General features: G+C 66.6%; 21 protein-coding genes and 1 rRNA gene. 10 read left to right on the top strand and 12 right to left on the bottom strand.

The window, feature by feature from the left end:
- The 4 genes from rrf to AC1DS6_RS31750 form a co-directional block, all read left to right on the top strand.
- A 5S ribosomal RNA gene (gene rrf, locus AC1DS6_RS31765) occupies positions 1-85 on the top strand; the annotation flags it as partial.
- A 165-nt stretch (positions 86-250) separates the two neighbouring features.
- A complete protein-coding gene (locus tag AC1DS6_RS31760; protein ID WP_441631855.1) occupies positions 251-553 on the top strand; it encodes a GIY-YIG nuclease family protein in 303 nt (100 codons plus the stop codon).
- Between the two features lie 166 nt (positions 554-719).
- Positions 720-2183: a DegQ family serine endoprotease gene (locus AC1DS6_RS31755; protein ID WP_441631857.1), complete on the top strand. Its 1464-nt coding sequence runs from the start codon at positions 720-722 to the stop codon at positions 2181-2183.
- Between the two features lie 251 nt (positions 2184-2434).
- Positions 2435-2755 carry a hypothetical protein gene (locus AC1DS6_RS31750; RefSeq protein WP_045235519.1) on the top strand — a complete coding sequence of 107 codons (321 nt, stop codon included), beginning with the start codon at positions 2435-2437 and terminating at the stop codon, positions 2753-2755.
- A 183-nt stretch (positions 2756-2938) separates the two neighbouring features.
- Here AC1DS6_RS31750 and AC1DS6_RS31745 read toward each other — a convergent pair whose 3' ends face one another.
- From AC1DS6_RS31745 to AC1DS6_RS31725, 5 genes are all read right to left on the bottom strand, one after another.
- Positions 2939-4513: an MFS transporter gene (locus AC1DS6_RS31745; protein WP_441631859.1), complete on the bottom strand. Its 1575-nt coding sequence runs from the start codon at positions 4511-4513 to the stop codon at positions 2939-2941.
- Positions 4510-4998: a MarR family winged helix-turn-helix transcriptional regulator gene (locus AC1DS6_RS31740; protein WP_441631861.1), complete on the bottom strand. Its 489-nt coding sequence runs from the start codon at positions 4996-4998 to the stop codon at positions 4510-4512. The genes AC1DS6_RS31745 and AC1DS6_RS31740 overlap by 4 nt, the downstream gene beginning before the upstream one ends.
- Before the next feature lie 106 nt (positions 4999-5104).
- Positions 5105-7135, bottom strand: a complete 2031-nt coding sequence (locus tag AC1DS6_RS31735) for a transglutaminase TgpA family protein (RefSeq protein ID WP_477103904.1) — start codon at positions 7133-7135, stop codon at positions 5105-5107.
- Positions 7132-8175, bottom strand: coding sequence for a DUF58 domain-containing protein (locus AC1DS6_RS31730; protein WP_477103903.1), 1044 nt, complete (start codon positions 8173-8175; stop codon positions 7132-7134). Before AC1DS6_RS31730 ends, AC1DS6_RS31735 begins: the two co-directional genes overlap by 4 nt.
- Before the next feature lie 6 nt (positions 8176-8181).
- A complete protein-coding gene (locus AC1DS6_RS31725) occupies positions 8182-9102 on the bottom strand; it encodes an AAA family ATPase (RefSeq protein ID WP_477103902.1) in 921 nt (306 codons plus the stop codon).
- A gap of 160 nt (positions 9103-9262) precedes the next feature.
- Here AC1DS6_RS31725 and AC1DS6_RS31720 point away from each other — a divergent pair, with 160 nt between their 5' ends.
- The gene (locus AC1DS6_RS31720) at positions 9263-10120 is read left to right on the top strand and encodes a phytanoyl-CoA dioxygenase family protein (RefSeq protein ID WP_477103901.1); all 858 of its coding nucleotides are present in this window, start codon (positions 9263-9265) and stop codon (positions 10118-10120) included.
- A 76-nt stretch (positions 10121-10196) separates the two neighbouring features.
- Here AC1DS6_RS31720 and AC1DS6_RS31715 read toward each other — a convergent pair whose 3' ends face one another.
- Complete coding sequence (locus tag AC1DS6_RS31715) at positions 10197-11042, bottom strand: IclR family transcriptional regulator (RefSeq protein WP_441631871.1); 846 nt, start codon at positions 11040-11042, stop codon at positions 10197-10199.
- A 183-nt stretch (positions 11043-11225) separates the two neighbouring features.
- Between AC1DS6_RS31715 and AC1DS6_RS31710 the strand changes: the two genes are divergently transcribed.
- Entirely contained in the window at positions 11226-12158 is a 933-nt protein-coding gene (locus AC1DS6_RS31710; RefSeq protein ID WP_441631873.1) for a LysR family transcriptional regulator, read from the top strand.
- A gap of 147 nt (positions 12159-12305) precedes the next feature.
- Here AC1DS6_RS31710 and AC1DS6_RS31705 read toward each other — a convergent pair whose 3' ends face one another.
- A complete protein-coding gene (locus AC1DS6_RS31705) occupies positions 12306-12620 on the bottom strand; it encodes a hypothetical protein (RefSeq protein WP_441631875.1) in 315 nt (104 codons plus the stop codon).
- Between the two features lie 169 nt (positions 12621-12789).
- Positions 12790-13359: a YggT family protein gene (locus AC1DS6_RS31700; protein ID WP_276288986.1), complete on the bottom strand. Its 570-nt coding sequence runs from the start codon at positions 13357-13359 to the stop codon at positions 12790-12792.
- Positions 13360-13565: 206 nt separating this feature from the next.
- Between AC1DS6_RS31700 and AC1DS6_RS31695 the strand changes: the two genes are divergently transcribed.
- On the top strand, positions 13566-14018 hold the full coding sequence (locus tag AC1DS6_RS31695; protein WP_477103900.1) for a MarR family winged helix-turn-helix transcriptional regulator: 453 nt from the start codon (positions 13566-13568) through the stop codon (positions 14016-14018).
- A gap of 152 nt (positions 14019-14170) precedes the next feature.
- A complete protein-coding gene (locus AC1DS6_RS31690) occupies positions 14171-14866 on the top strand; it encodes a glycine zipper 2TM domain-containing protein (RefSeq protein ID WP_276288985.1) in 696 nt (231 codons plus the stop codon).
- A gap of 118 nt (positions 14867-14984) precedes the next feature.
- Here AC1DS6_RS31690 and AC1DS6_RS31685 read toward each other — a convergent pair whose 3' ends face one another.
- From AC1DS6_RS31685 to AC1DS6_RS31675, 3 genes are all read right to left on the bottom strand, one after another.
- Positions 14985-16520, bottom strand: a complete 1536-nt coding sequence (locus tag AC1DS6_RS31685; RefSeq protein WP_441631879.1) for an acyl-CoA synthetase — start codon at positions 16518-16520, stop codon at positions 14985-14987.
- A gap of 243 nt (positions 16521-16763) precedes the next feature.
- Entirely contained in the window at positions 16764-17471 is a 708-nt protein-coding gene (locus AC1DS6_RS31680; RefSeq protein WP_441631881.1) for a dienelactone hydrolase family protein, read from the bottom strand.
- 216 nt (positions 17472-17687) lie between these two features.
- Positions 17688-18422 (bottom strand): DNA/RNA non-specific endonuclease, encoded by a 735-nt coding sequence (locus AC1DS6_RS31675; RefSeq protein ID WP_441631883.1) that lies wholly within the window; start codon positions 18420-18422, stop codon positions 17688-17690.
- Positions 18423-18719: 297 nt separating this feature from the next.
- On the opposite strand from AC1DS6_RS31675, the gene AC1DS6_RS31670 reads away from it, so the two are divergent.
- Positions 18720-19628, top strand: coding sequence for a LysR family transcriptional regulator (locus AC1DS6_RS31670; protein WP_477103899.1), 909 nt, complete (start codon positions 18720-18722; stop codon positions 19626-19628).
- Between the two features lie 169 nt (positions 19629-19797).
- Positions 19798-20541: an SDR family oxidoreductase gene (locus tag AC1DS6_RS31665; RefSeq protein ID WP_441631925.1), complete on the top strand. Its 744-nt coding sequence runs from the start codon at positions 19798-19800 to the stop codon at positions 20539-20541.
- A gap of 32 nt (positions 20542-20573) precedes the next feature.
- On the opposite strand, the gene AC1DS6_RS31660 is transcribed toward AC1DS6_RS31665, so the two are convergent.
- Complete coding sequence (locus AC1DS6_RS31660) at positions 20574-20828, bottom strand: hypothetical protein (RefSeq protein WP_477103898.1); 255 nt, start codon at positions 20826-20828, stop codon at positions 20574-20576.
- Between the last annotated feature and the right edge of the window lie 137 nt (positions 20829-20965).

The raw sequence follows: 20965 nt of genomic DNA, 5'->3' as shown, positions 1-20965 counted from the left end.
CCCTTCCCATCCCGAACAGGACCGTGAAACGACTCCACGCCGATGATAGTGCGGATACCCGTGTGAAAGTAGGTAATCGCCAGGCTCTCCCTTGAAACCCCCCAGTACGAAAGTACTGGGGGGTTTTGCTTTTGCGGCTTCGTTTACGCCGATCGGTACACTTGTGCCTGATTCTTTGCGCCGGGCGTCAGCTGCACGCATAATCACTGTTCCGGCTGCCTTTGCGCGTCGCCCCTCTTAAATCATCCGAATGCCAGCCGACGGCGAAGCCTCGTGGTTTCTTTACCTGCTCGAATGCGAGGGCAACACGATCTACACCGGCATTACAACGGATGTCGAACGACGTTTTGCCCAACATCAGGCGGGAACGGGTGCTAAATATACGCGATCGCGCAAACCCATCAGGATCCTGGGCTGGCAGCGCTTTGATAACCGCTCCGAAGCCTCAAAAGCCGAGGCGGCGGCAAAGAAGATGACTTCTGCGCAGAAGCGGGTGTTTTGCGTGAGATTGGCGGAAAAAGTGGCCAGGACTCCTGGTGTCGATCCTGTTTGAGCTTTACCCCCGTACCGTTATCCACCGCCCATCGGCGGAACCCTTCTTGCCCACCGACAGTGCCCTCTAACCTTCCTTAAGTCTGGTTTAAGGATCGCGCTTTAGGATGGTCCTGTCGCGTCCAGCCAGCCCGGACGCCTGAGGTAACCAAGAAAGGGAAAACGCCATGATTCGCCAGACGCTCGCACGCTCAGCCATCGGTATTGCTGCCCTGGCCGCTCTTGCCGGGGGGTATACCTATCTGCAGAAGGAAGTCATCACGCCGGGATATGCCGCACAGGCGCCCGTAACGGCCCAGGCCCAACCCCTGGCTGTGGCGGCTCCCACCGATTTTTCCAGCATTGTCGATCAGTACGGCCCGGCGGTGGTCAATATCAGCGTGACGGCGCGCGCGCAGCGTACGTCGGCGCAAGTGCCGCAGGGTATGGACCCGGATGATCCGCTGTTCCAGTTTTTCAAGCGTTTCGGACCGCAATTCCAGGCCCCGCAGAATGGCCAGCAGCAACTGGTGCGTGGCCTGGGCTCGGGCTTTATCGTTAGCCCGGATGGCCTGATCCTGACCAATGCGCACGTGGTGGACGGCGCGCAGGAGGTGACTGTCAAGCTGACCGATCGCCGTGAATTCAAGGCCAAGGTCCTTGGTGCGGACGCACAAACGGACGTGGCGGTGATCAAGATCGATGCCAAGGAATTACCAACGGTACGCCTGGGCGACCCCTCGCGCGTGCGCGTGGGTGAGCCGGTGCTGGCCATTGGCTCGCCTTATGGTTTTGAGAATACCGTGACCGCCGGCATCGTCAGCGCGAAATCGCGCTCCTTGCCCGACGATACTTATGTGCCGTTCATTCAGACCGACGTAGCCGTCAATCCCGGCAACTCGGGCGGACCGCTGTTCAACCAGCGAGGCGAAGTGATCGGCATCAACTCGCAGATCTACAGCCAGACCGGTGGTTATCAGGGGCTGTCGTTCTCGATCCCGATCGACGTGGCAACCAAGGTGCAGGCGCAACTGGTGGCGCATGGCAAGGTCACGCGCGGCCGCCTCGGTATCGGCGTGCAGGAGGTCAACCAGGCCCTGGCGCAATCGTTCGGGCTGCCAAAGCCTAGCGGCGCGCTGGTCAATTCGGTCGAGCCGGACAGCCCGGCAGCCAAGGCTGGCCTGAAGCCGGGCGACGTGATCGTGCAACTCGGCAACGACGTGATCGATCACTCTGGCGACCTGCCGGAACATGTGGCGGATATCACCCCAGGTACGCAGACGTCGCTGAAGGTGATCCGCAAGGGCGAGCCCCTGACGTTGACGGTGAAGGTCGGTACGGCAAAGGATGCGGTCGTCGCCGGCAAGAGTCCCGCCAATGACACCGGCGGCAAACTTGGCCTCGCGGTGCGCCCGCTGAGTCCGACGGAGAGGCGCGACAGCGGCATTGACGGCGGGCTGGTGGTCCAGGATGTCGCGGGCCCGGCCGCAAAGGTCGGTATTCAGCCGGGCGACGTCATCCTGTCGATCAACGGTACGCCGATCAGTTCGGCGGAGCAGTTGCGGGCACTGGTGGCGAAGTCGGGCAAGCAGGTTGCACTGCTGGTGCAGCGCGACGATGCCCGTATCTTTATCCCGCTGGATCTGGGTTGAGAATGAAGTTAACAGCCGAGTTAACCACAGAGTTAACCGCGGTGTTAACATCGGCATGAAGTACGGGCGGGCCGGCGCGAAGGTATACGTGCCGGCCCGCCAAGCCTTATTGGGCGCCGAATTCCGGTGCAGAAGGGCTGCCAGAACGCTCGGTAACAGGTATTATCTCGACTGCGACGCAAGACACGCCGCGATGGCCTCGGCCATTGATGCGTAAATCATCTTGCTGACTCGATGACACAAGGAAGTCTATGCAGTTGGATTTCACCCGGACGTCCGCGACCACGGGGACCGAAAGGGCGCGGCGCCTGCCGCAAGCCAAGCCCGCCCCGCGCCGACGCAAGAAGGCCGAAGCCGCTCCGCATTGGGAGCGTGGCTACCGTTCGCACTTCTACCGCAATGAGCGCGGCGAGAAGCTGGGCGAGGTACGCCTGTCCGATCGCGGCGATATGCCGGTGGTCTATCACTGGGCGGCCGGTAATTACTCCGGCGCGGAGGGCTCGCTCGCACATGCCCGCATGCGCGTGGAAGAAACCATTGGCTTTGGCATGCGCCAGCTGGCGCTGTTTTAAGCAGACCGCCAACAGAACGTTTTTTTGCGAAGAACAGTACGCGCGCGCTCGGCGCCGCGTTTCAGCGGAGCGAACCGCTCCGGCACGGCCAGTCAGCTCCTCGCGTGGACATGACGCGGCCGGCACGGCAGACAGCTCTGCCTTCTCCCCGGCACCAACCTCCCAGTCGTCGGCAAGCGCTGTTCAATCGAGGCGGCGTTGCGCCAGCATAAAGACAGCTCCCGTCAGGGCAAGCACGGCGATCAGCCGGTAGAGATCCTCGCACGCGATCAGCCTGGCCTGTGTATCCACCAGTCCAGCCAGTTGCACGAGCGCGACCCGGTGGGCATGGATTGCATCGAGCCCGCGAGCGCCCAATACCGCTTGCGTTATGTCCATCCACTGCTGCGTCTGCTCCGGATGCTGGCCGAGCGCGCTGGTCAGGCTGGTATGCACGGCAAACTGCCGGTTCTGCAGGAGTACGGCGCCAAGCGCTGACGCAAAGGAGGCAGCGATCTGGCGAAGCAGGTTCTTGCTGCGATAGCCGTGGGCGAAATCGTCACCGGCCAGCGAACGAAAGGTCAGGCCCGCAATGGGGATGATGACCATCACGCCAAACAGTCCCTTGCCGACCAGCCCCCATGCCAGCGCAGCCGGACCGGCGTTGGGCGGCATCGAGGAAAACCACCAGGCCGCAGCGGCCATCAGCAAGAGGCCGCTCGCCATCAGCGGCTTCTTGCGCGGCAGGCGCGGAGCGAAGCGCAGGTAGATGAAGATGCCCGCCAGGCTAACCGTGGCCGCGAAGGTGTTGAGCCAGCCGGTTGTCGCCAGCGGCAGGCCTAGTGCCTGCTCGGCGTAGATCGGGAACACGTAGCCGCTCAGGTTGCTGATCAGGTAGTAAACAAAATACATGGCCAGCCCGGTCAGGTAGACCGGGTTGCGCAACGCCCGCAGATGGAGCACAGGCGTGCTGTGGTGCCATTGCTGCCAAAGGAACCCCATCAACAGGCCGATGCCCAGCGCGCAGATCAGGGCCAGCCGCAGCGGGTGCGAGAAGATATCGAAGCGGGCTTCCGTCATGGCGGCCTGCAAGCTCACCACGGCGGCACCGAAGAGCAGCAGCGGGCCCAGCGCGGGGCCGGAATCATCCTGATACGGCTCGGCATCGGGCAGCAGCAGCCAGGCACCCAGCGCTGCCAGCGCGGCGAAGGGCAGCACGCCATAGAACACGTCCTGCCACACGCCATGCTCGATCAGCTCCGCAGCCATGGCCGGCGCCAGCGCGGATGCCGTGAAAATACCGAGCATGAAGATGCGGGAGGCGCGCGGCCGGTCTGCCGGCGCAAACATCACATTGACCAGGATGCGGCAACTAGTAAACAGCGCGCCGCCACCGACGCCCTGCACGAAGCGCGCACCAACGAGCTGTGGCAGCGAATAGCTGGTGGCCGCCGCCAGCGTGCCCGCCATGAAGATCAGCAATGCGCCGGTAAGGTAATAGCGATAGCCAAAGCGTTGCGCCAGCCATTGTTGCTTGAGGATCATCAACATGCTGCCCACGGCGTAGGCGGCCTGGACCAGGGCGAAGCTGCGCGGGTCGGCATCGACGCCGCCGACGATATGGCTCGATGCGAACACGAACATGATGTTCTCGAGGAATTCCACTGACGTGGCCAGCGCGAGCAACAGCATGACCAGCGTCTGGCGCTGCCGATGGCTGAGCAGGCGCAGCCAGCGCAGTCCCAGCCGCAGCGGTTGCAGTGCGGAAGCTGTTTTCATGGTTCCAGCTTGAGCAGGTTCTGGTGCATGCGGCTCAGGGCGCGCGTGGAGGTGGCAAGGCCGCTTTCTCCCAACGGTTCCCAGGCCTCGGCGTAGGCAGCGTGCACGGCCGGCGCGACGCGCTGCAGCATGTGCAGGCCGGCGGCCGTCAGTACGAGTTCGGTACTGCGGCGGTCCTGTGCCGAGGCGTGCCGCCGCACAAGGCCACGCGCCACCAGGCCGTCCATCAGCCGGGTCATCTGGGTGCGCGTGGCGTCGAGCGTGATGCCAAGTTCGGACGGCAGGCTGGGCTGGCTGTCGTCGGTGGCGAGCATGCTGATCGCCAGGTATTGCTGCAGGTCCAGCCCGAACGGCGCCAGCGCCCGGTCGATGTGGCTGCGCAGCAGGCGCGCGGTGCGCATCAGGAGCCGGGAGGCCAGGATGAGGTCGCGCGGTGCTTCCGGATGGCTGGCACAGAAGCGGTCGATTCGGTCTTCGAACGACATGGTGGGGGAGTCGGGTGATGCCGGCGCAACAGAAACAGATTGCGCCCGGCTATTTAGTTACATACGTAACTATATCATATGAAACTAACCAGGGCGGCGACGTTCCTCAGCGCGCGAGCTGTCGCGACAGCCGCCGCAACGCTTGCCGCAGGCCCGCGAGTTCGCCGGAACGCAGCGCCGGGGCCTGGCGGCCGTAGCGCAGCCGGGTGTAGCGCTCGCTGAAATCCTGCACCGCTTGCGCGGCGGCAGGGAGGCGGCGCGCGGCCCGCGCGGCAAAATCCTGCGGTCCTTCCGCCGGCCCGCGCACGCACCCATGGCGTGCCAGGTCGCGACAGAAGCGGGCATACAAGGCTTGAACGGGATCGGCCTGGCGGCGCCTGAGCACAAGCGGCACGAGTACCAGCAAGCTCAGCGTCGCCAGCCCGGCCAGCAACGCCTGCGGCACGCTGTCGCCGATGCCGAGCTGCTGCATCAGGCGTGACTGCTGGCCGCGATCGTATTGCAGCACCCAGCGCTGCCAGGTGTAGACCATGCCGTCCATGCCCCAGCGCAGGTCGCGCAGCCAGCCGGGGTCCCGCACCGCACGCAGCGCTTCGATCTCGCTGGCCTCCAGCGCGGCGTCGATGCCGTGTTCGACACGGCTGGGCGCCACCGCGCTGGTGGGATCGACGCGCACCCAGCCGCGCCCCTCCAGCCAGATCTCCGCCCAGGCGTGGGCATCGGCCTGCCGTACGATGTAGTTGCCGCCGATCGGGTTGTACTCGCCGCCCTGGTAGCCGGTGATCACCCGCGCCGGCACACCGGCCGCGCGCATCAGGAAGACAAAGCTGCTGGCATAGTGCTCGCAGAATCCTCGCCGGGTATCGAACAGGAAGCTGTCGACCTGTTCGCGGCCAAGCGGCGCGGGCGACAGCGTATAGCTGAATGGTGCCGCGGCGAACAAGCGCAGTGCGGCCCGTGCCCGCTGCGCGGGATCCGCGTATTGCTCCGCCCATTCGGTGGCCAGCGCCCGGCTGCGCGGATTGCCGGGCGGTAGTGCCAGCGCCAGTTGTCGCGTCGGGAGATCGAGCGCCTGCGCCTTGGCCGGGGCCGAACGCGCGCGGTAGCGCAAGCGCCGGTCGATGGGATCGCTGGCGAAAAACTCGCCGTCGGCGTTGACTACCGCACCGGCACCCGGGTCGATCGCCTGGCCGCGGTCAAGCAGGAACAACCACTGGTGCTGATTGGGTTCGAGCGTGATGTTGTAGCTGATGCTGTTGCCAGCGGATGCCTTGCCTGCCATTTCGCCAAGGTCCCTGGCATAAGGCGGTGCCTCGTCGGTGGCCGGCAGGCCAGGTGCCGGCTGCGCGTGCCGCTGCCGCAAGGGCGCTGGCCGCCAGGTCTTGCCATCGAATTGCCACAGCACCAGCGCTCGCCAATACAGCGCGCTGGCGGGCAGCGGCTCCCCTTCCACGTCGGCGCGCAGCGCCACTTCTGTGGACTGCGTCAGCTGGCTCACGCTGCCCGGGCTCATGGTGTCGCTGATGCCGGTGGCGGCCACGGTCTCGGCTTGCGGCAGCCGCCACAGCGGGCGATCGAGGCGCGGGAACAAGACGAACAGCAGCAGCGCCCAGGGCAGGCCGATCAACACCAGGCGGCCGAGCAGCGGCCATGCCGCGAGATAGCCGCGGGCCTCGGGATGGCCCAGGAACAACCAGTTGCGCAGCAGCCAGGCGGCGATGGCAAGGCTATACAAGGCCAGCCAGAAAGGCTGGTCGAACAGGTACAGGCTCAGCAGCAGGTAAAAGCAGAGCTGGGTCACCAGCGTGGCGTCGGCCAGCACGCGGCTCTCCAGCAGCTTGAGCACGACGAAGGCGCCCAGCAGCGCCACCGACAGGTCGCGCCCCATGTTGCCGCCGGCTTGCCAGACCAAGGCGGCCGCGACCAGGATTACCAGCCCGGCGACGAGCGCGAGTATCAGGCGCGAGGGCAACGGCGCACGCTGGCGCCACAGCAGCCAGCGCCAGCTCATCAGCAACACCAGCAGGACGCTGATGGTGACGGGCAGGCTGCGTGCCTGCGGCGCGAGCACGAGCGCCAGCTGGCCCAGCAGCAAGCCATGCTCCTCGTGCGCGAGGGGGCGCGGCGACGGCTTCACGGCGTACCTTGCCCGGCCCGGTCCGGCCACAGCGCCAGGGCTTCGAGGCAGGCGCGGCGATGCGCGCCGCCGCGGCCGGGCGGAATTTCCACGCCGGGCAGGCGCAACCCGATCTCCATCGTATCGCCCGAGGCCAGCACCCAGGCGCACAGGCGCGAGAGCCGCGCTTCGGTGGCCAGTGCCGGCGGCAGTGCCTGCCAGTCCAGCCAGCACGCGGGCTGGCCGCCGGCCTGCCCGGTGCGGCTCAGCAAGCGGCCGGTGCGCGCGCTATGTTTCCAGGCGACGCGATGCAGCGGGTCGCCGCTGCGGTAGCGCCGCAACTGGTCTATGCCATCGTCCGACGGCAGGGACGCCACGCCATCGTCCCCGGGCTGCGCGGCGAACGGCAGCGGCGGCGCGCCGGCTTCTGGCTGCGGGTAGACCAACGCGACCAGCGGCAGGTCGGCATGACTCCATACGCGGAACAGGCCAAAAGGAAAACGGCTCGATAAGGTGACGCGCGGCAGCGCCAGCCAGCCGCGCCGGCCGGTGGGCAGATGCAGCGTGAGCAGGCCACTGGCATCCCGGGCCAGGCTCAGGCTTGCCGGCAGCGCCCCGGCCTGGGATGGCAGGCTTGCCTCGATGCCGATGCGTACCCGTGCGTCGGTGCCTGCAATGCCGGCGATCCGCAGGCTGAAGGCCGCGGGCTCGCCGGCAAACGCTGGCTCCGTGCCGGCGCCGGCGACTGCCATGTCGAGCAGGTTGCGGTAGGCGTGCCACATGCAGGCCATGCCGATGCCGCCGAGCAGGAAGGTGAGGGCGAAGCCCAGGCTGATGTTGTAGTTCAGCGAGGTCAGCAACATGGCCAGCAGCAACAGCGCGAAGCCCAGGCCGGCGCGGCCGGGCAGGATATACAAGTGGCGGCGATCGAGCGTCACCACGCCTTGCCGGGGCGGGCGCTGGCGCTGCAGCCAGGGTGGCGAGGCCCAGGCCCGGCGCTTGCGGGCAGGCGCGGCCGGGGTCGCCATGCGCGGCGATGAGAACGGCCGGCTGCGGGACATCGCGGATCAGGGAATGGCAACGTCGGACAGCAGGCGGGCGAGGGCCTCCTGTCCACCGCCGGCGGCGCCGGCCGGCAGCAGCCGGTGGCCGGCCACCGGCGCGAAGACCGCTTGTATGTCCTCGGGCAGCACCATATCGCGCTGGTGCAGCAGTGCCCAGGCGCGGGCACAGCCCAGCAGCGCCAGGCCCGCCCTGGGCGACAGCCCGGCGGCAAAGGCAGCGTTCGCGCGCGTGGCCTGCACCAGGGCCAGTGCATAGTCCACCAGGGCAGGGCTGGCATAGACCTGGGCCGCGGCATGCTGCAGCGCGCCCACCTGCTCGGCATCCATCACGGGCGTACCGGCCGCGGGTGCCGCCCCGCCGAGGTAGAGCACGCGCTCGAAGGCCGGATCGGGATAGCCCAGCGACAAGCGCATGGTAAAGCGGTCGAGCTGGGATTCGGGCAGGGCGTGGGTGCCGATCTGGTCCAGCGGGTTTTGCGTGGCGATGACGAAGAACGGGGACGGCAGGGCATGGGTGACGCCGTCGTGGGTGACCTGCCCTTCCGCCATCGCCTCCAGCAAGGCGCTCTGCGTCTTCGGCGGGGCACGGTTGATCTCGTCGGCCAGCACCACCTGCGCGAACACAGGGCCCCGATGGAAGCGGAACTCGGCGCTGTCGCGCACGAAGACGGACACGCCGATCAGGTCGGCCGGCAGCAGGTCGCTGGTGAACTGCACGCGCTGGAACTGCAGGCCGAGCGTGCGCGCCAGCGCATGCGCCAGCGTTGTCTTGCCCACTCCGGGGAGGTCCTCCAGCAGCAGGTGGCCACGCGCCAGCATGCAGGCCAGCGCCAGCCGGATCTGCCTGGGCTTGCCCAGAACGATGCGGCCAAGCTGGGCTTCCGCCTCGGAGAGCGATGCGACGATGCGTGGGCGAGCTGTCACTTGAGGCCTTGCGGGTCGGAAGGAGGACCCGGCCATTGTAGCGGCGCGTGTGTATCGGGGAACAGTCTGTTTGCGCACGCAGCACATGCCGGGCGCGCCGGATTGCCCGGCTTCTGGCATTATCGAAGCTGTCGGCCCTGCCAACCCCACATCCCCTGCAATGAACTCCCCGCTTGCTGTACCGCCGGGCGCCGCTTCCACGGCGGTTTCCACGGTTTCCACCGCTTCGGCCATCGCCCCGACCGCCGCTGAATTGAACGAACTCAACCGAGTCTTCCACGCCGACGGGTATATCGTGCTGCGCGGCTTCGCCCCGCCGCAGGTCTGCGACCGGATCGAGCAGGTAACGCGCGAGCAACTGGCCGCGGCGGTCCCGCCTGTGGAGTACGAAGCCGAACTGGGTTATCCCGGCGCACCCGCCAGCCGCGAAGCCGCGGGCGGCGGCACGGTGCGGCGCTTGCGCCAGGCTTACGGGCGCGACGAGGTGTTTCGCCAATGGGCGGCCGACCCCGCGGTAACGAAGGTCGTGGCGACCCTGCTGGGCGAGCCGCCGCTCCTGACGCTGGCGCATCACAACTGCGTGATGACCAAGCATCCGCACTATGGCAGCCAGACCGGCTGGCATCGCGATACCCGTTACTGGTCGTTTGCCAGCCCGGAACTGGTGACGGTGTGGCTGGCGCTGGGCCGGGAGGACGAGAGCAACGGCGTGTTGCGCGTCATTCCAGGCTCGCACACGGTTGCCCTCGAACCGGGCCAGCTCGATGCGGCGGAATTCCTGATCGAATCGCATCCGGGCAGCCAGGCCCTGCTGCGTGGCGTGCGGCCCCTTGCCCTGGAGCGCGGGGACGTATTGTTCTTCGATAGCCGGCTATTTCACAGCGCGGGGCAGAATCTCTCGGAGGCGGTCAAGCTGTCGGCCGCCTTTGCGTATTTCGGTGCCGGCAACCATCCGCTGCCGGGCACGCGTTCGGCCGAATTCGGCTGCATTGCGCTGCCCATGCCCGCGGCAAGCTAACCGGCATCCACCATGCTGGCTCGTCGCGGGCCAGCGCCCTGGCCGGCCTGTGGGCGATGCCGCAATGCCGGGCGCGTCAGGTGCGCAGGCCGACCAGGTTGGAGATCTTCTCGGACGCGGCCAGCAGTGGCGGCAGGAAGTTGCCGGCCATCTCGTCGGCGCTGGTGCGGTTGGCCTGGCCACTGATATTGATGGCGGCGATGACCTGGCCGCCGCGGCTGCGGATCGGCGCGGCCAGCGACACCAGCCCTTCTTCCAGCTCCTGGTCGTTCTGCGCCCAGCCGCGCGCGCGGATGCCGGCGATGATGGCCTTGAGCGTTTCGATGTCGGTGACGGTCCGGCTGGTACGGGCGCGCAGGTCGGTGGCGCGCAGCACGCGGTCCAGCTCCGCATCCGGCAGGCCCGCCAGCAGCACGCGGCCCATCGACGAGCAATAGGCCGGGAGCCGGCTGCCGATGGACAGGTTGATGGTCATGATCTTGCGCGCGGGCACCCGCAACACGTAGACGATTTCGGTCCCATCCAGCACGGAGATCGAGCAGCTTTCATGCACTTCCTGCGACAGCGCTTCCATGATCGGCTCGGCCAGGTTCCAGAATGGCATCGAGGTCAGGTAGGCGAAACCGAGGTCGAGGATCTTCGGCGTCAGGCGGAACAGGCGGCCGTCGGCGCGCACATAACCCAGGCCCACCAGGGTCAGCAAGATGCGGCGCGCGCCGGCGCGGGTCAGGCCACTGGCCTGCGCGATCTCGCTGAGGGTCTGGGCCGGGTGTTGGGCGTCGAAGGCGCGGATCACCGAGAGGCCGCGTGCAAAGGACTGCACATAGGTATCGCTCGGCTTCTCCGTGCCCGCGGCGGCGGGCTCCACGGAAGCATCCGTGGCCGGGTTGTCGGGATTGTCGGGAGCGGCAGGGCTGGCCATCGGTCAGTTCGGCGGGTTGCCGAATACGCACGGAAAGGCCGAAAGGGTAGAGGAAATGCGCGCAGTACGCCAGTGGCGCATGGCCGGGGCGCCGCCGCCACGGTGAGAACCGGCGCAGGCGTCCCGGCTGCCGCATAATGTCGCGCGTTTGGGCAACATTGCTTGTAAAGGAAACATCGTCCGGTGAACGAGACAATCCAGTGGAATGATTGGGAGGCCTTCTGCTGCGTGGTGGAGCAGGGCACCTTCACTGCCGCCGCGGAGCAGCTGGACTGCCCCAAATCCCGGGTCTCTGCGGCCGTCGCACGGCTCGAGCTGGCGATCGGCTCCAAGTTGCTCCAGCGCACCACGCGGCGCATGCGCCTGACCGATGCCGGCAGCGCGGTGTATCGCGACGTGGCTCCGCTGTTCGCGCGGCTGCGCGAGATCCGCCAGGAAACGCTGGCGCGCGAGGAACGCGTGCAAGGGGTGCTGCGCATCGCCGCGCCCTACGAGTTTGGCGCGCACCAGCTTGGCGGCGTTATCTGCCGTACGCTGGCGGCCCACCCGGCGCTCGATGTGAAGGTGGAGATCACACAAGGCATGGTCGATCCCATCCGCGATGGGTTCGATGTGGCCTTTGTGGCGGTGGATGCCGATCTTCCTGATTCAGGGACGGTGGCGCGGCGTATCTATCACGTCGAGCGGGGACTATTCGCGGCGCCGGCGCTGGCCGCTGGCCTGCACCCGCAGTTGCTGCCAGAAGACCTGGCAAACCTGCCCACCCTGACCACACCCGGCGATGACATGTGGGAGTTCATGCGCGAGGGCGAGCGCGTGGCGGTGCCGATCCGGCCGCGCATGCAGACCGCCAACGCCGAACTCCGGCTCCAGGGCGCGCTGGCCGGCCTCGGCATCGCCCGCTTGTCGCTGATCTATTGCGAAGCGGAGGTGGCCCAGGGGCGCCTGGTCAAGGTATTGCCGGACTATCCGCCACCGCCGCTGCGGATCTTCGCCTTGCTGCCGGACCGCCGGTTGCAGCCGCGCAAGGTGCGCGTGTTCATGGAAGCGGTGGAAGCCATGATGGCATCCGGATTGCTGGGTAGCGGAAACGACGCAGCCGCGCCCGGCCCGTGAAGGCGGCGCGGCTGCGGGGTCATGCGCAAGGGGCGGCTGGCAGGCCGGCCCGTTGGCGCCTGGCTAGGCTGTGGCCACTTCTTGACGACTACGGTTGATAGGCCACAACTGCTGTCTCTTCCATCCCAGGTGAATGCCGGGGCGCAATCAGGCGCCGTCGCTGAAGCTGCTGCGGGCTTCGTTCGTGCCGCGGGCGCCGTCGGTGTACGGGTCACGCGGGCCGTTGTGGGCACCATCCGTGAACGGGTCGCGGCGGCCGTTGTGGGCGCCATCGGTGAACGGATCGCGCGGACCGGTGCGGGCGCCGTCGGTGAACGCGTCCACCGTGCGGCCGATGCTGCCGTCGAGGCGGGCGAGGTCGGAAACCGGCGAGTTGGCGTGCGCGGAGGCGGCAGCCATCGACAAGCCGATGGCGCAGAGGAGGGTAACGGCGAGGGTGCGGGGCTGTGTGAGAGTCTTCATGATGCTGCTTTTTCCTTCTGGCATGTCGTGGTGTGTTCCACGTTGCACGTACTGTAGGCGGCCTTCTGCCCAGGAAAAAGAGCTAATCCTCAAAACACTGTTCGTCAGTCTGGATAATCCCGCCCGGATTTTTGGCCTGGGCGGCCATCCGCACCCGCGCCGGCTTGAGTCAGAGACCGAAACGTGCGCCAAACAGCCCTGCGCCAAGCCGGGCAATGATCATCAGCAGGATCTGCGCGATCACGAAAAGGACCAGCGGCGAGATGTCAAAGCCGCCCAGGCGCGGCACCACGCGGCGGATCGGACGCAGCAGCGGTTCCGTCAGGTGGTTGATGGCAGGCGTGACCGGCGAATGCGGATTGACCCAGGAAAGGATCGCCATCAGCAGCGTGACCCACATCACCATGCTGATGCCCCACTTCAATACGTTGAGAACGGCAATCAGCAGGACCAGCGGCAGGTAGGGCGCGAGGTCGCCTCCGGAAAGCAGCAGCACGAGCAGCAGGAACACCAGGGCGGTCAGCCAGGCGCCGATCAGGGTCGCCCAGTCGATGCCGCCAAGGCCCGGAATGACCCGGCGCAATGGCCTGACCAGCCAGTCGGTAACCTGGAATACGCCTTGCGAGACGGGGTTGCGCGTGGGTAGCCGTGCCCATTGCATCCACAGGCGCAGCAGTAGCGCCATGCCGAACAGGGTGAAGACGGTATCGAGCAGGAAAAGGGCGATTTCCGTGAACATCGGTTTCGGTTCCGGTGGCAGTAGTGATGTCGGCAGTCAGGAGTGTCTGCGGACGCACAGATTCTGCCATACCCGCACAGGCGGCGGTCGAAACCGGAGCCTGCCTTTGTCAACTGGCTAACGCCGATGAGTCGGGGGACCGCCGGAGGCAGCCCCTATAATGAGCGTCGAGCCAAGTTCCCCCAGCGTCCGCACGCTGCCCCGCCATGACCCGCCAGCCTGCCGCATCCCGATCCCTGCTCGACAAGCAGGACTTCGAAGCCCTCTCCGATTTCCGCTACCAGTTGCGGCGTTTCCTGCGGTTTTCCGAAAATGCCGCGCACAACGAAGGCCTGACCGTGCAGCAGTACCTGCTGATGCTGCATATCCGTGGCTGCGCCGGCAAGGACTGGGCTTCGATCGGCGAACTGGCGGAGCGCCTGCAAGCCAAGCAGCACGGCGTGGTGGCGCTGGTCAACCGCTGCGAGGCAGCCGGCCTGGTCAAGCGCAAGGCCAATCCGGATGACCGCCGGATCGTGGAAGTCCATTTGCTCGCCAAGGGCGAGCGTTTCCTGAACCGGCTGGCCATGCTGCACCGGAGCGAACTCGAATCGCTGCGCGGCACCTTCCGCGTAGCGCGCCTTACGGCCTTCAACGACGATGGCGCGGAGCGCGCCTGAGCCGTCGTGAAGCAGGCGGCCCGGGTTTTTCGACCCAAACCGCATGCGCCGTTACAGGCAGTTACCATTCACAAGGCTCGGTGACACCCGAGGCGGCCCCGCGGCCCTAGACTCGCGCGCATTCCCACTCGCGATATCCGCAGGAGCTACAAATGCCTTTCCCCTCTTTCCCCCTTCGTACCAGCGCGCTCGCCCTGCTTGCCGCGGGCGCCCTGGCCGGTTGCGTGACCGCGCCATATGGCGGCGGGTATGGTGGCTACGGGAGCTATGGCAACTCCGGCGCGTATGGCAGCAGCACGCAGGCAAGCGGCGGCTATCCCGTTGCCTATCCGCAGCAGGGCTACTCGCAACCGGCCTACCCGCAGCCGGAATATCCGCAGGCCGGCTACCCGCAGCAGGCGCCGGTGCAGGAGAGCTACCCGCAGCAAGGTTATCCCCAGCAGTCCTATCCGCAAGCGGGCTACCCGCAGGCTAATACGGCCCAGGGCGCCTACGGCAGCGATGCCTATGGCGTGCGCTACGGCAACGTCGAATCCATCGAGATGTTGCCCGGGCAGGCGCCGGCAGGCGGCGTCGCCGGCGCGCTGATCGGTGGCGTCGTCGGCGGCCTGCTTGGCCACCAGGTGGGAGGCGGCCGTGGCAATACGGTGGCGACCATTGGCGGCGCGGTGGCCGGTGCCCTGGCTGGCAACGAGGTCGAGAAGCGTACTACTACGGCGCCGCCCGCGTACCGCATCCGGGTACGCACCACCGACAACGGCTATCTCACGCTGACGCAGTCGACGCCCTACAACCTGCGCAACGGCGACCGGGTCAAGGTGCAGAACGGCGTGGCGATGCCCTACTGAAGGCGTGGCTGCCGGGTCTTCCATTGCGTAAGGGGTTCCCAGGTGGCGTAGCCGGTGCCGTGCACCCGCTACGCCACATGGCGCGATCTGTCCCACACCAGGGCGCACAGCTCCTGGCTCAGGCGCCGAACAAGCTGGCGTAGTCTTCCCGCAGTTGCCGTTTGAGCAGCTTGCCGGCGGTGTTGCGCGGCAGGTCCGCCACGAACACGATGCGTTTGGGCACCTTGAACGGTGCGAGCGCGGCGCGGGCATGGGCGAGCATCCCCTCCTCATCCGCGCCCGCGCCGCGCTTGAGCACGACGCAGGCCGCCACCGCTTCCACCCACTTGGGATGCGGCAGCGCGAAGACGGCCACTTCGGCCACGCCTTCATGCTGGTACAGGCACTCTTCGACTTCCCGGCTCGATACGAGCACGCCGCCGGAATTGATCACGTCCTTGATGCGGTCAACCACGTACAGATAGCCCGCCTCGTCCATATAGCCAAGATCGCCGGAGTGGAACCAGCCGCCGCTGAAGGCTTCAGCGGTCTGTCCCGGCTTGTCCCAGTATTCGGTAAGCAACTGCGGCGAGCGGTGCACGATCTCCCCGAGCTCGCCGGGTTTGGCATCCTGCATCTTCTCATCGACGATGCGGGTTTCCACGTTGAGCACGGGCCGGCCTGCCGAGGCAGGGCGTTCCCGGTGCGCTTCCGGCCCGAGCACCGTGGCCAGCGGCCCGATCTCGCTCTGCCCGTAGCAGTTGTAGAAGCCCAGCGCCGGCAGGCGCTCCCGCAGCTCCAGCAACACCGGTAGCGGCATGATCGACGCCCCGTAGTAAGCCTTGGTCAGCGAGGTCAGCTCGCGCGGATCGAAGTCCTGGTGGCGCAGCAGCGCGATCCATACGGTAGGCGGCGCAAAGAAGCTGGTGATGCCGGCCTCGCGCACAGTGCGCAGGCAAAAACCCGGCTCGGGGCTCTGCGCCAGCAAGATGGTGCCGCCCATCAGCAGCAGCGGCATCAGGAAGACATGCATCTGCGCGGAATGGTATAGGGGCAGCGCGGCCAGCGAATAGTCTTCCGGCTTGATATCGCACGTTGCAATCGCGCTCATGTACTCGGCCAGCAAGGCGCGATGAGTCATCAGCGCGCCCTTGGGCGCCGACGTGGTGCCGGATGTATACAGGATCTGCGCCGGCATGGCCTCATCTAGCGTGGCAAGAATATCCGCGCCGGGGCCCTGGGCGGCGGCGAGCACATCGCGCGGGCCACCGCCATGCAGGCTGCCCAGCAGGGGGCAAGGCAGGCCGTCGACTTGCGCGGCCAGCGCCGGATCGGCGAACAGCGCGCTGGCGCCGGACTGGTTGACGATGTACTCCACTTCCCCGCGCGTCATCGAGAAATTCACCGGCACATGGATCAGCCCGGCACGCAGGCAGCCCAGCCACAGCAGCACATAGGCATCCGAGTTCTTGCCAAAAGCCGCCACCCGGTCGCCGGGGCGCAGGCCCCACCGTTGCAGCGCCGCGCCCACGCTGGCCGCCGCGGCCTCAAGCTCACGGTAGCTCCAGCTGCGCTCGCCGAAGCGCAGGGCGATCTTGTCGGGACTGCGCCTTACCGCACGGGCGAGGGCATCGGGGACGGTGTTGCGCAGGACGCGTTGCTGCTCTGACTGCATGGTGGTCTCCGTTCTGTTTTTTTTAGGGTCCAGCAAGTCTTGAGCCGATGCCGCAGCGGGTCATGGGTCGATCATGCACGGATCAGTACCGATGGCGGGCGATGATGCGCGATGGCTGCGGCGTTGGCGCTCGGGAGCCAGGATACGGGCGGGGCGCCCGCGGTGCAAGGCACCCGGGCGAGGGGGACGCTGGGGGAGGCGCTGCGCCGCAGCTTGTGCAGCGCAGCGATGCGGCGGACGGGCTTACAGCGCGCCGGCGAGGAAGGTCAGTGCGCGGCCATGTGCCAGCGCGGCAGAGGGCTGGTGATAGGAACCACGCGCCCAGCAGTTGAAGCCGTGATCGGCCTGGGCATAGACGTGGATCTCCGCGCGCGGATTGCCGGCCACCGCGGCGCGCACCTGCTCGACAGCCTCCGCCGGGATGTGCGCGTCGAGCGCGCCATAGTGGAACTGCACCGGCACCTTGATGCTGGCGGCTTCCTTCAGGTTGTTCTGGATGCCGCCACCGTAATACGGGACCGCCGCGTCGACCAGGCCGCGCGCGGCGCTCAGGTAGGACAGCAGGCCGCCGAAGCAGTAGCCGACCGCCGCAATCTTCGCACCCGCGCCGAGCTGGGCGCGCAGCGCCTTGGCGGTAGCGGCGATATCCTTCACCGCCAGTTCCACGTCGGTCTTCTGGCGCAGTTCCATGGCGCTTGCCCAGTCATCGCCGGAGTAGCCCAGTTCCACGCGCGGCGCGTGGCGCCAGAATACATCGGGCGCCAGTACCACATAGCCGTCGAGCGCGTACTGGTCCGCTACCGCGCGAATATGCTCATTGACGCCGAAGATTTCCTGTACAAGCACGATGCCCGGCGCGCTGGCGGCCTTGCCGGCGGGGGGCAGGGCCAGGTAGGCATCGAAGGCGCCGCCTTCGGTTTCGACACGGATCCATTGGCTGTTGTCGGGCATGGTGGCTTGCTCCATCGGTGTTGGGTTTGAGGAATGAAAAGGTAACGCGGGGATAAGACGGCGGTAAGGCAGTGACGGGACGTAAATCCGGCAAACCGCAAGTGTGCCACTGTCCGGCCAGACGTGCCGGGCGTGCAGCAACCCGTGCCGCCACGCCGCCGTGGCGGGCGCGCGCTTGCCACGCGCCCGCCACTTCCCTGCCGCGTCGGCGCCGGATCAGCTCGCAGGGTGAACGCCAGGCAGGAACTCGATTCCGGTGCGCTTCACCAGTTCGCCATAGGAGATCGGCTTGCCGGGCCGCGCGGCGTCTGAATTCTCGATCCAGTGCGCCCAGGCCCGGTTCGTCGACGGGTCATAGACCAGCTTGTAGAGATACGTCGGGACCCAGACTTTCCCGCTGCCGATCGTGCGCACGTTCCCGTCGAATACCGGGCCCGTAATGACATAGACATCGCCGGTCGCGCGCATCGCATACTTGCGCGTGGCCTTTTCGATGGAGGCCCACGCCTTGCGGTTGTTCTGGCTGTATTGCGGCACGACGTTAGCCAGCGTGAACGATTGCGCCATGGCCTGCGCGGTCGGCTGATCGGCAGCAGGCGACATGTGTCCCCGGTCCAGTCCTTCATTGCCCTTGTAGTCGTCCAGCTCTGCCCGCTCCGAGCGCGGCAGGCGCGCATCGGAGAAGAAACGGTTGGTTCGCTCTTCGTCCTTGGCATCCATCAACTGCGCGCGCGACAGGCGCTCGGCAACAAAAAGCGGTGTCTTGCTGCGGCCGGAGTGCATGACCGCGAATGCGTCGTAGCACAGCGCACGCAGCTTGAGTTCCGGCGAACCCGGCGCCTTGGGTGCTGCCTGTTGCGCGAAGAATTGAGGGCACTCGGAAAAGCCACCGGAAGCGCTGGCCAGGCCGGAGGTCAGGCACAGAGCCAGCGAGAGGAAAAGCTTCTTCATTCGGGAACGGAATCCTTAAAGATCAGGGTGAACACCGCAGGCGTGCGCCGTGCCGGCGTTCATCACAGTTAAGCCCGCGCAAGGCGACCGCATGGACGCGAGGGCAGGCCGTGCGGCGCCCGGACAGTGGCTCGGTCCGGGCCGCGGGCGTCGGGCATTCTGCCAGACCGGGGCGCAATGAGCGAGGGAGATAGCGCAGGGCGTCAATGAGAGGGATCTCATCTCGCACGGCAGCAGCTTTTATAATCGCGCTTTGCATAATCATCAGACGCCCTCACTTCCACGGCGCATATCACCATGCTTAACCGGCTGGAAATGCTTAGGATCTTCTGCGCGGCGGCGGAGTCGGCTTCGTTCAAGGCAGCCGCCACCCGGCTGGGCACGTCCCCGCAAACCGTGACGCGCGCGGTCAAGGACCTTGAGGAAGCCGTGGGCGAACCGCTGTTCCACCGCAATACGCGTCAGATCCGCATCACTGCCGCCGGTGAGCGGCTGGCCGAGCGCGCGCGCTCGGCATTGCTTGATGTGGACAGCTTGTTCGCGCATCCGGCCGGCCGCTCGGACACCGAGCTCAAGGGCACTGTGCGGATTACCGCGCCCAGCACGCTCGGCCGGCTGCACTTGCTGGCGGCGCTGCGGCAGGTGGCGCTGGCGCATCCGGGCATCACGCTCGATATCCGGCTCTCGGACCAGATTGCCGATGTGGTCGACGACGAAATCGATATCGGCCTGCGCCTTGGCATGTTCCGCGACCAGCGGCTGGTCGCGCGCATGACGACGCGGGTGGGCTTCCATGTGGTGGGCACGCCGGAACTGGTGGCGCGCGTGGGCAAGCCGGCCGACCTGGCCGGGCTGGCCGCGCTGCCCACCACCGGCCTGATCGACCGCAGCAGCGGCCGGGCCTGGCCGTGGTATTTCGCCCAGGGCGAGCAGTTCAACCCGCGCTCTCCGGCCTTTCTTACCGACGATCCGGAAACCGAGATGGAGGCGATCCTCTCCGGACTCGCTTACGGCCAGTTGCCCGACTACCTCGCGCACCCCCACCTGCGCTCGGGCCGCCTGGTCAGCGTGCTGGACCGGCATGCACCGGCACCGTGGGGCTTGTATATCTATCGCTCGCGCCGCAGCCCGGTGCCGATGCGCATCCGGCTGGTATTCGACGCGCTGGTGGCCTACTTCACTGGCAGCGCCGCCGTGGCGCCCTGAGCTACCGTTCTCTCGCTCGCCGGCGAGAGGCCGGCGGCAGCTATCCGTGGAGATAATTCCATCCGGTGGAATACTGAAATCAAAACATTTCCATTTTTGTTGATGCCGTCAGCCAACATAATCGTCTCGTCGGCAGGCAAACCGCCTGCGCACGGATACGGAGTGGATGATGAGCACAAATATCGCAGGCAAGGTCGTTGTCATTACTGGCGCCAGCAGTGGACTGGGCGAAGCCACCGCGCGCCACCTGGGCGCCGCCGGCGCCTCGCTGGTGCTGGCCGCGCGGCGCGGCGATCGTCTGGAGACGCTGGCCGCGGAGATCCGCGCCAAGGGCGGCAAGGCCGAGGTGGCGATCGCCGATGTGAGCCGGCGTGCCGATGTCGAAGCCCTGGTGCAGAAGGCGGTCGACAGCTATGGCCGGGTCGATGTCATGATCAACAATGCCGGCCTCATGGCCATCGCCCCCATGAGCGAGACAAAGGTCGAGGAATGGGAGCGCATGATCGACATCAACATCAAGGGCGTGCTGTACGGCATCGCCGCCGCGCTGCCGGTGTTCCAGAAGCAGGGCGCCGGGCACTTCATCAATATTGCCTCGGTCGCGGGCGTAAAGGTGTTCAGCCCGGGCGGCACGGTGTACAGCGGCACCAAGTTCGCGGTGCGCGCCATCTCGGAAGGCTTGCGCCATGAAGCCGGTGGCGCCATCCGCACCACGGTGATCTCGCCGGGCGCGGTGGACTCAGAGCTCAAGCTGGGCAGCAGCCACGCGGAGAGTGCGAAGACGGTGGGCGAGTTCTACCGGCAGGCCATCCCGGCGGACTCGGTGGCACGCGCGATCGCCTACGCGATCGAACAGCCGGCCGACGTGGATATCAACGAAATCGTGTTGCGTCCTGCCGTGCAGGAATTCTGAGCAAGGTGGCAGGCAGCACGCGCTCCCGCGCATCAGGCGGCGCGCGGCGTCGTCTTTCGGGGCCGCATGGCCGATGGCCGCACCTGTTGCAGCGCGCGCAGGCTCTGGATGGCGTCCTCAATGGCCTCGATACCTTGCGTGAGGCGGTCGCGGGCCTGGCCCAGCGCGGTCTGGGTCTCGGCGTCGAAGATGGCAAGGTGATCCAGCGAGTCGACCTCGGCCTGCAACTGGCCGACCAGTCGCCTTAACTGTGCGGTACTGTGTGAAGCGGTGGAGCGGATTGCCATTGCGGTCTCCGGAAAGGCAGGGCGCACATTCGTAAGGTAGAACGTATGCGCGGGAAAGGACAAACACTTTCTCGGCGCATGCATGCGTTTTACGCATTTGGCAACACATCGCAACGGGCAACGCGATGGCATGATCC

The organism is Cupriavidus sp. 05L310 (genome assembly GCF_056398185.1).
Note: the sequence above shows the minus strand (reverse complement) of the source record. Positions and strands in the feature narration are given on the sequence as shown.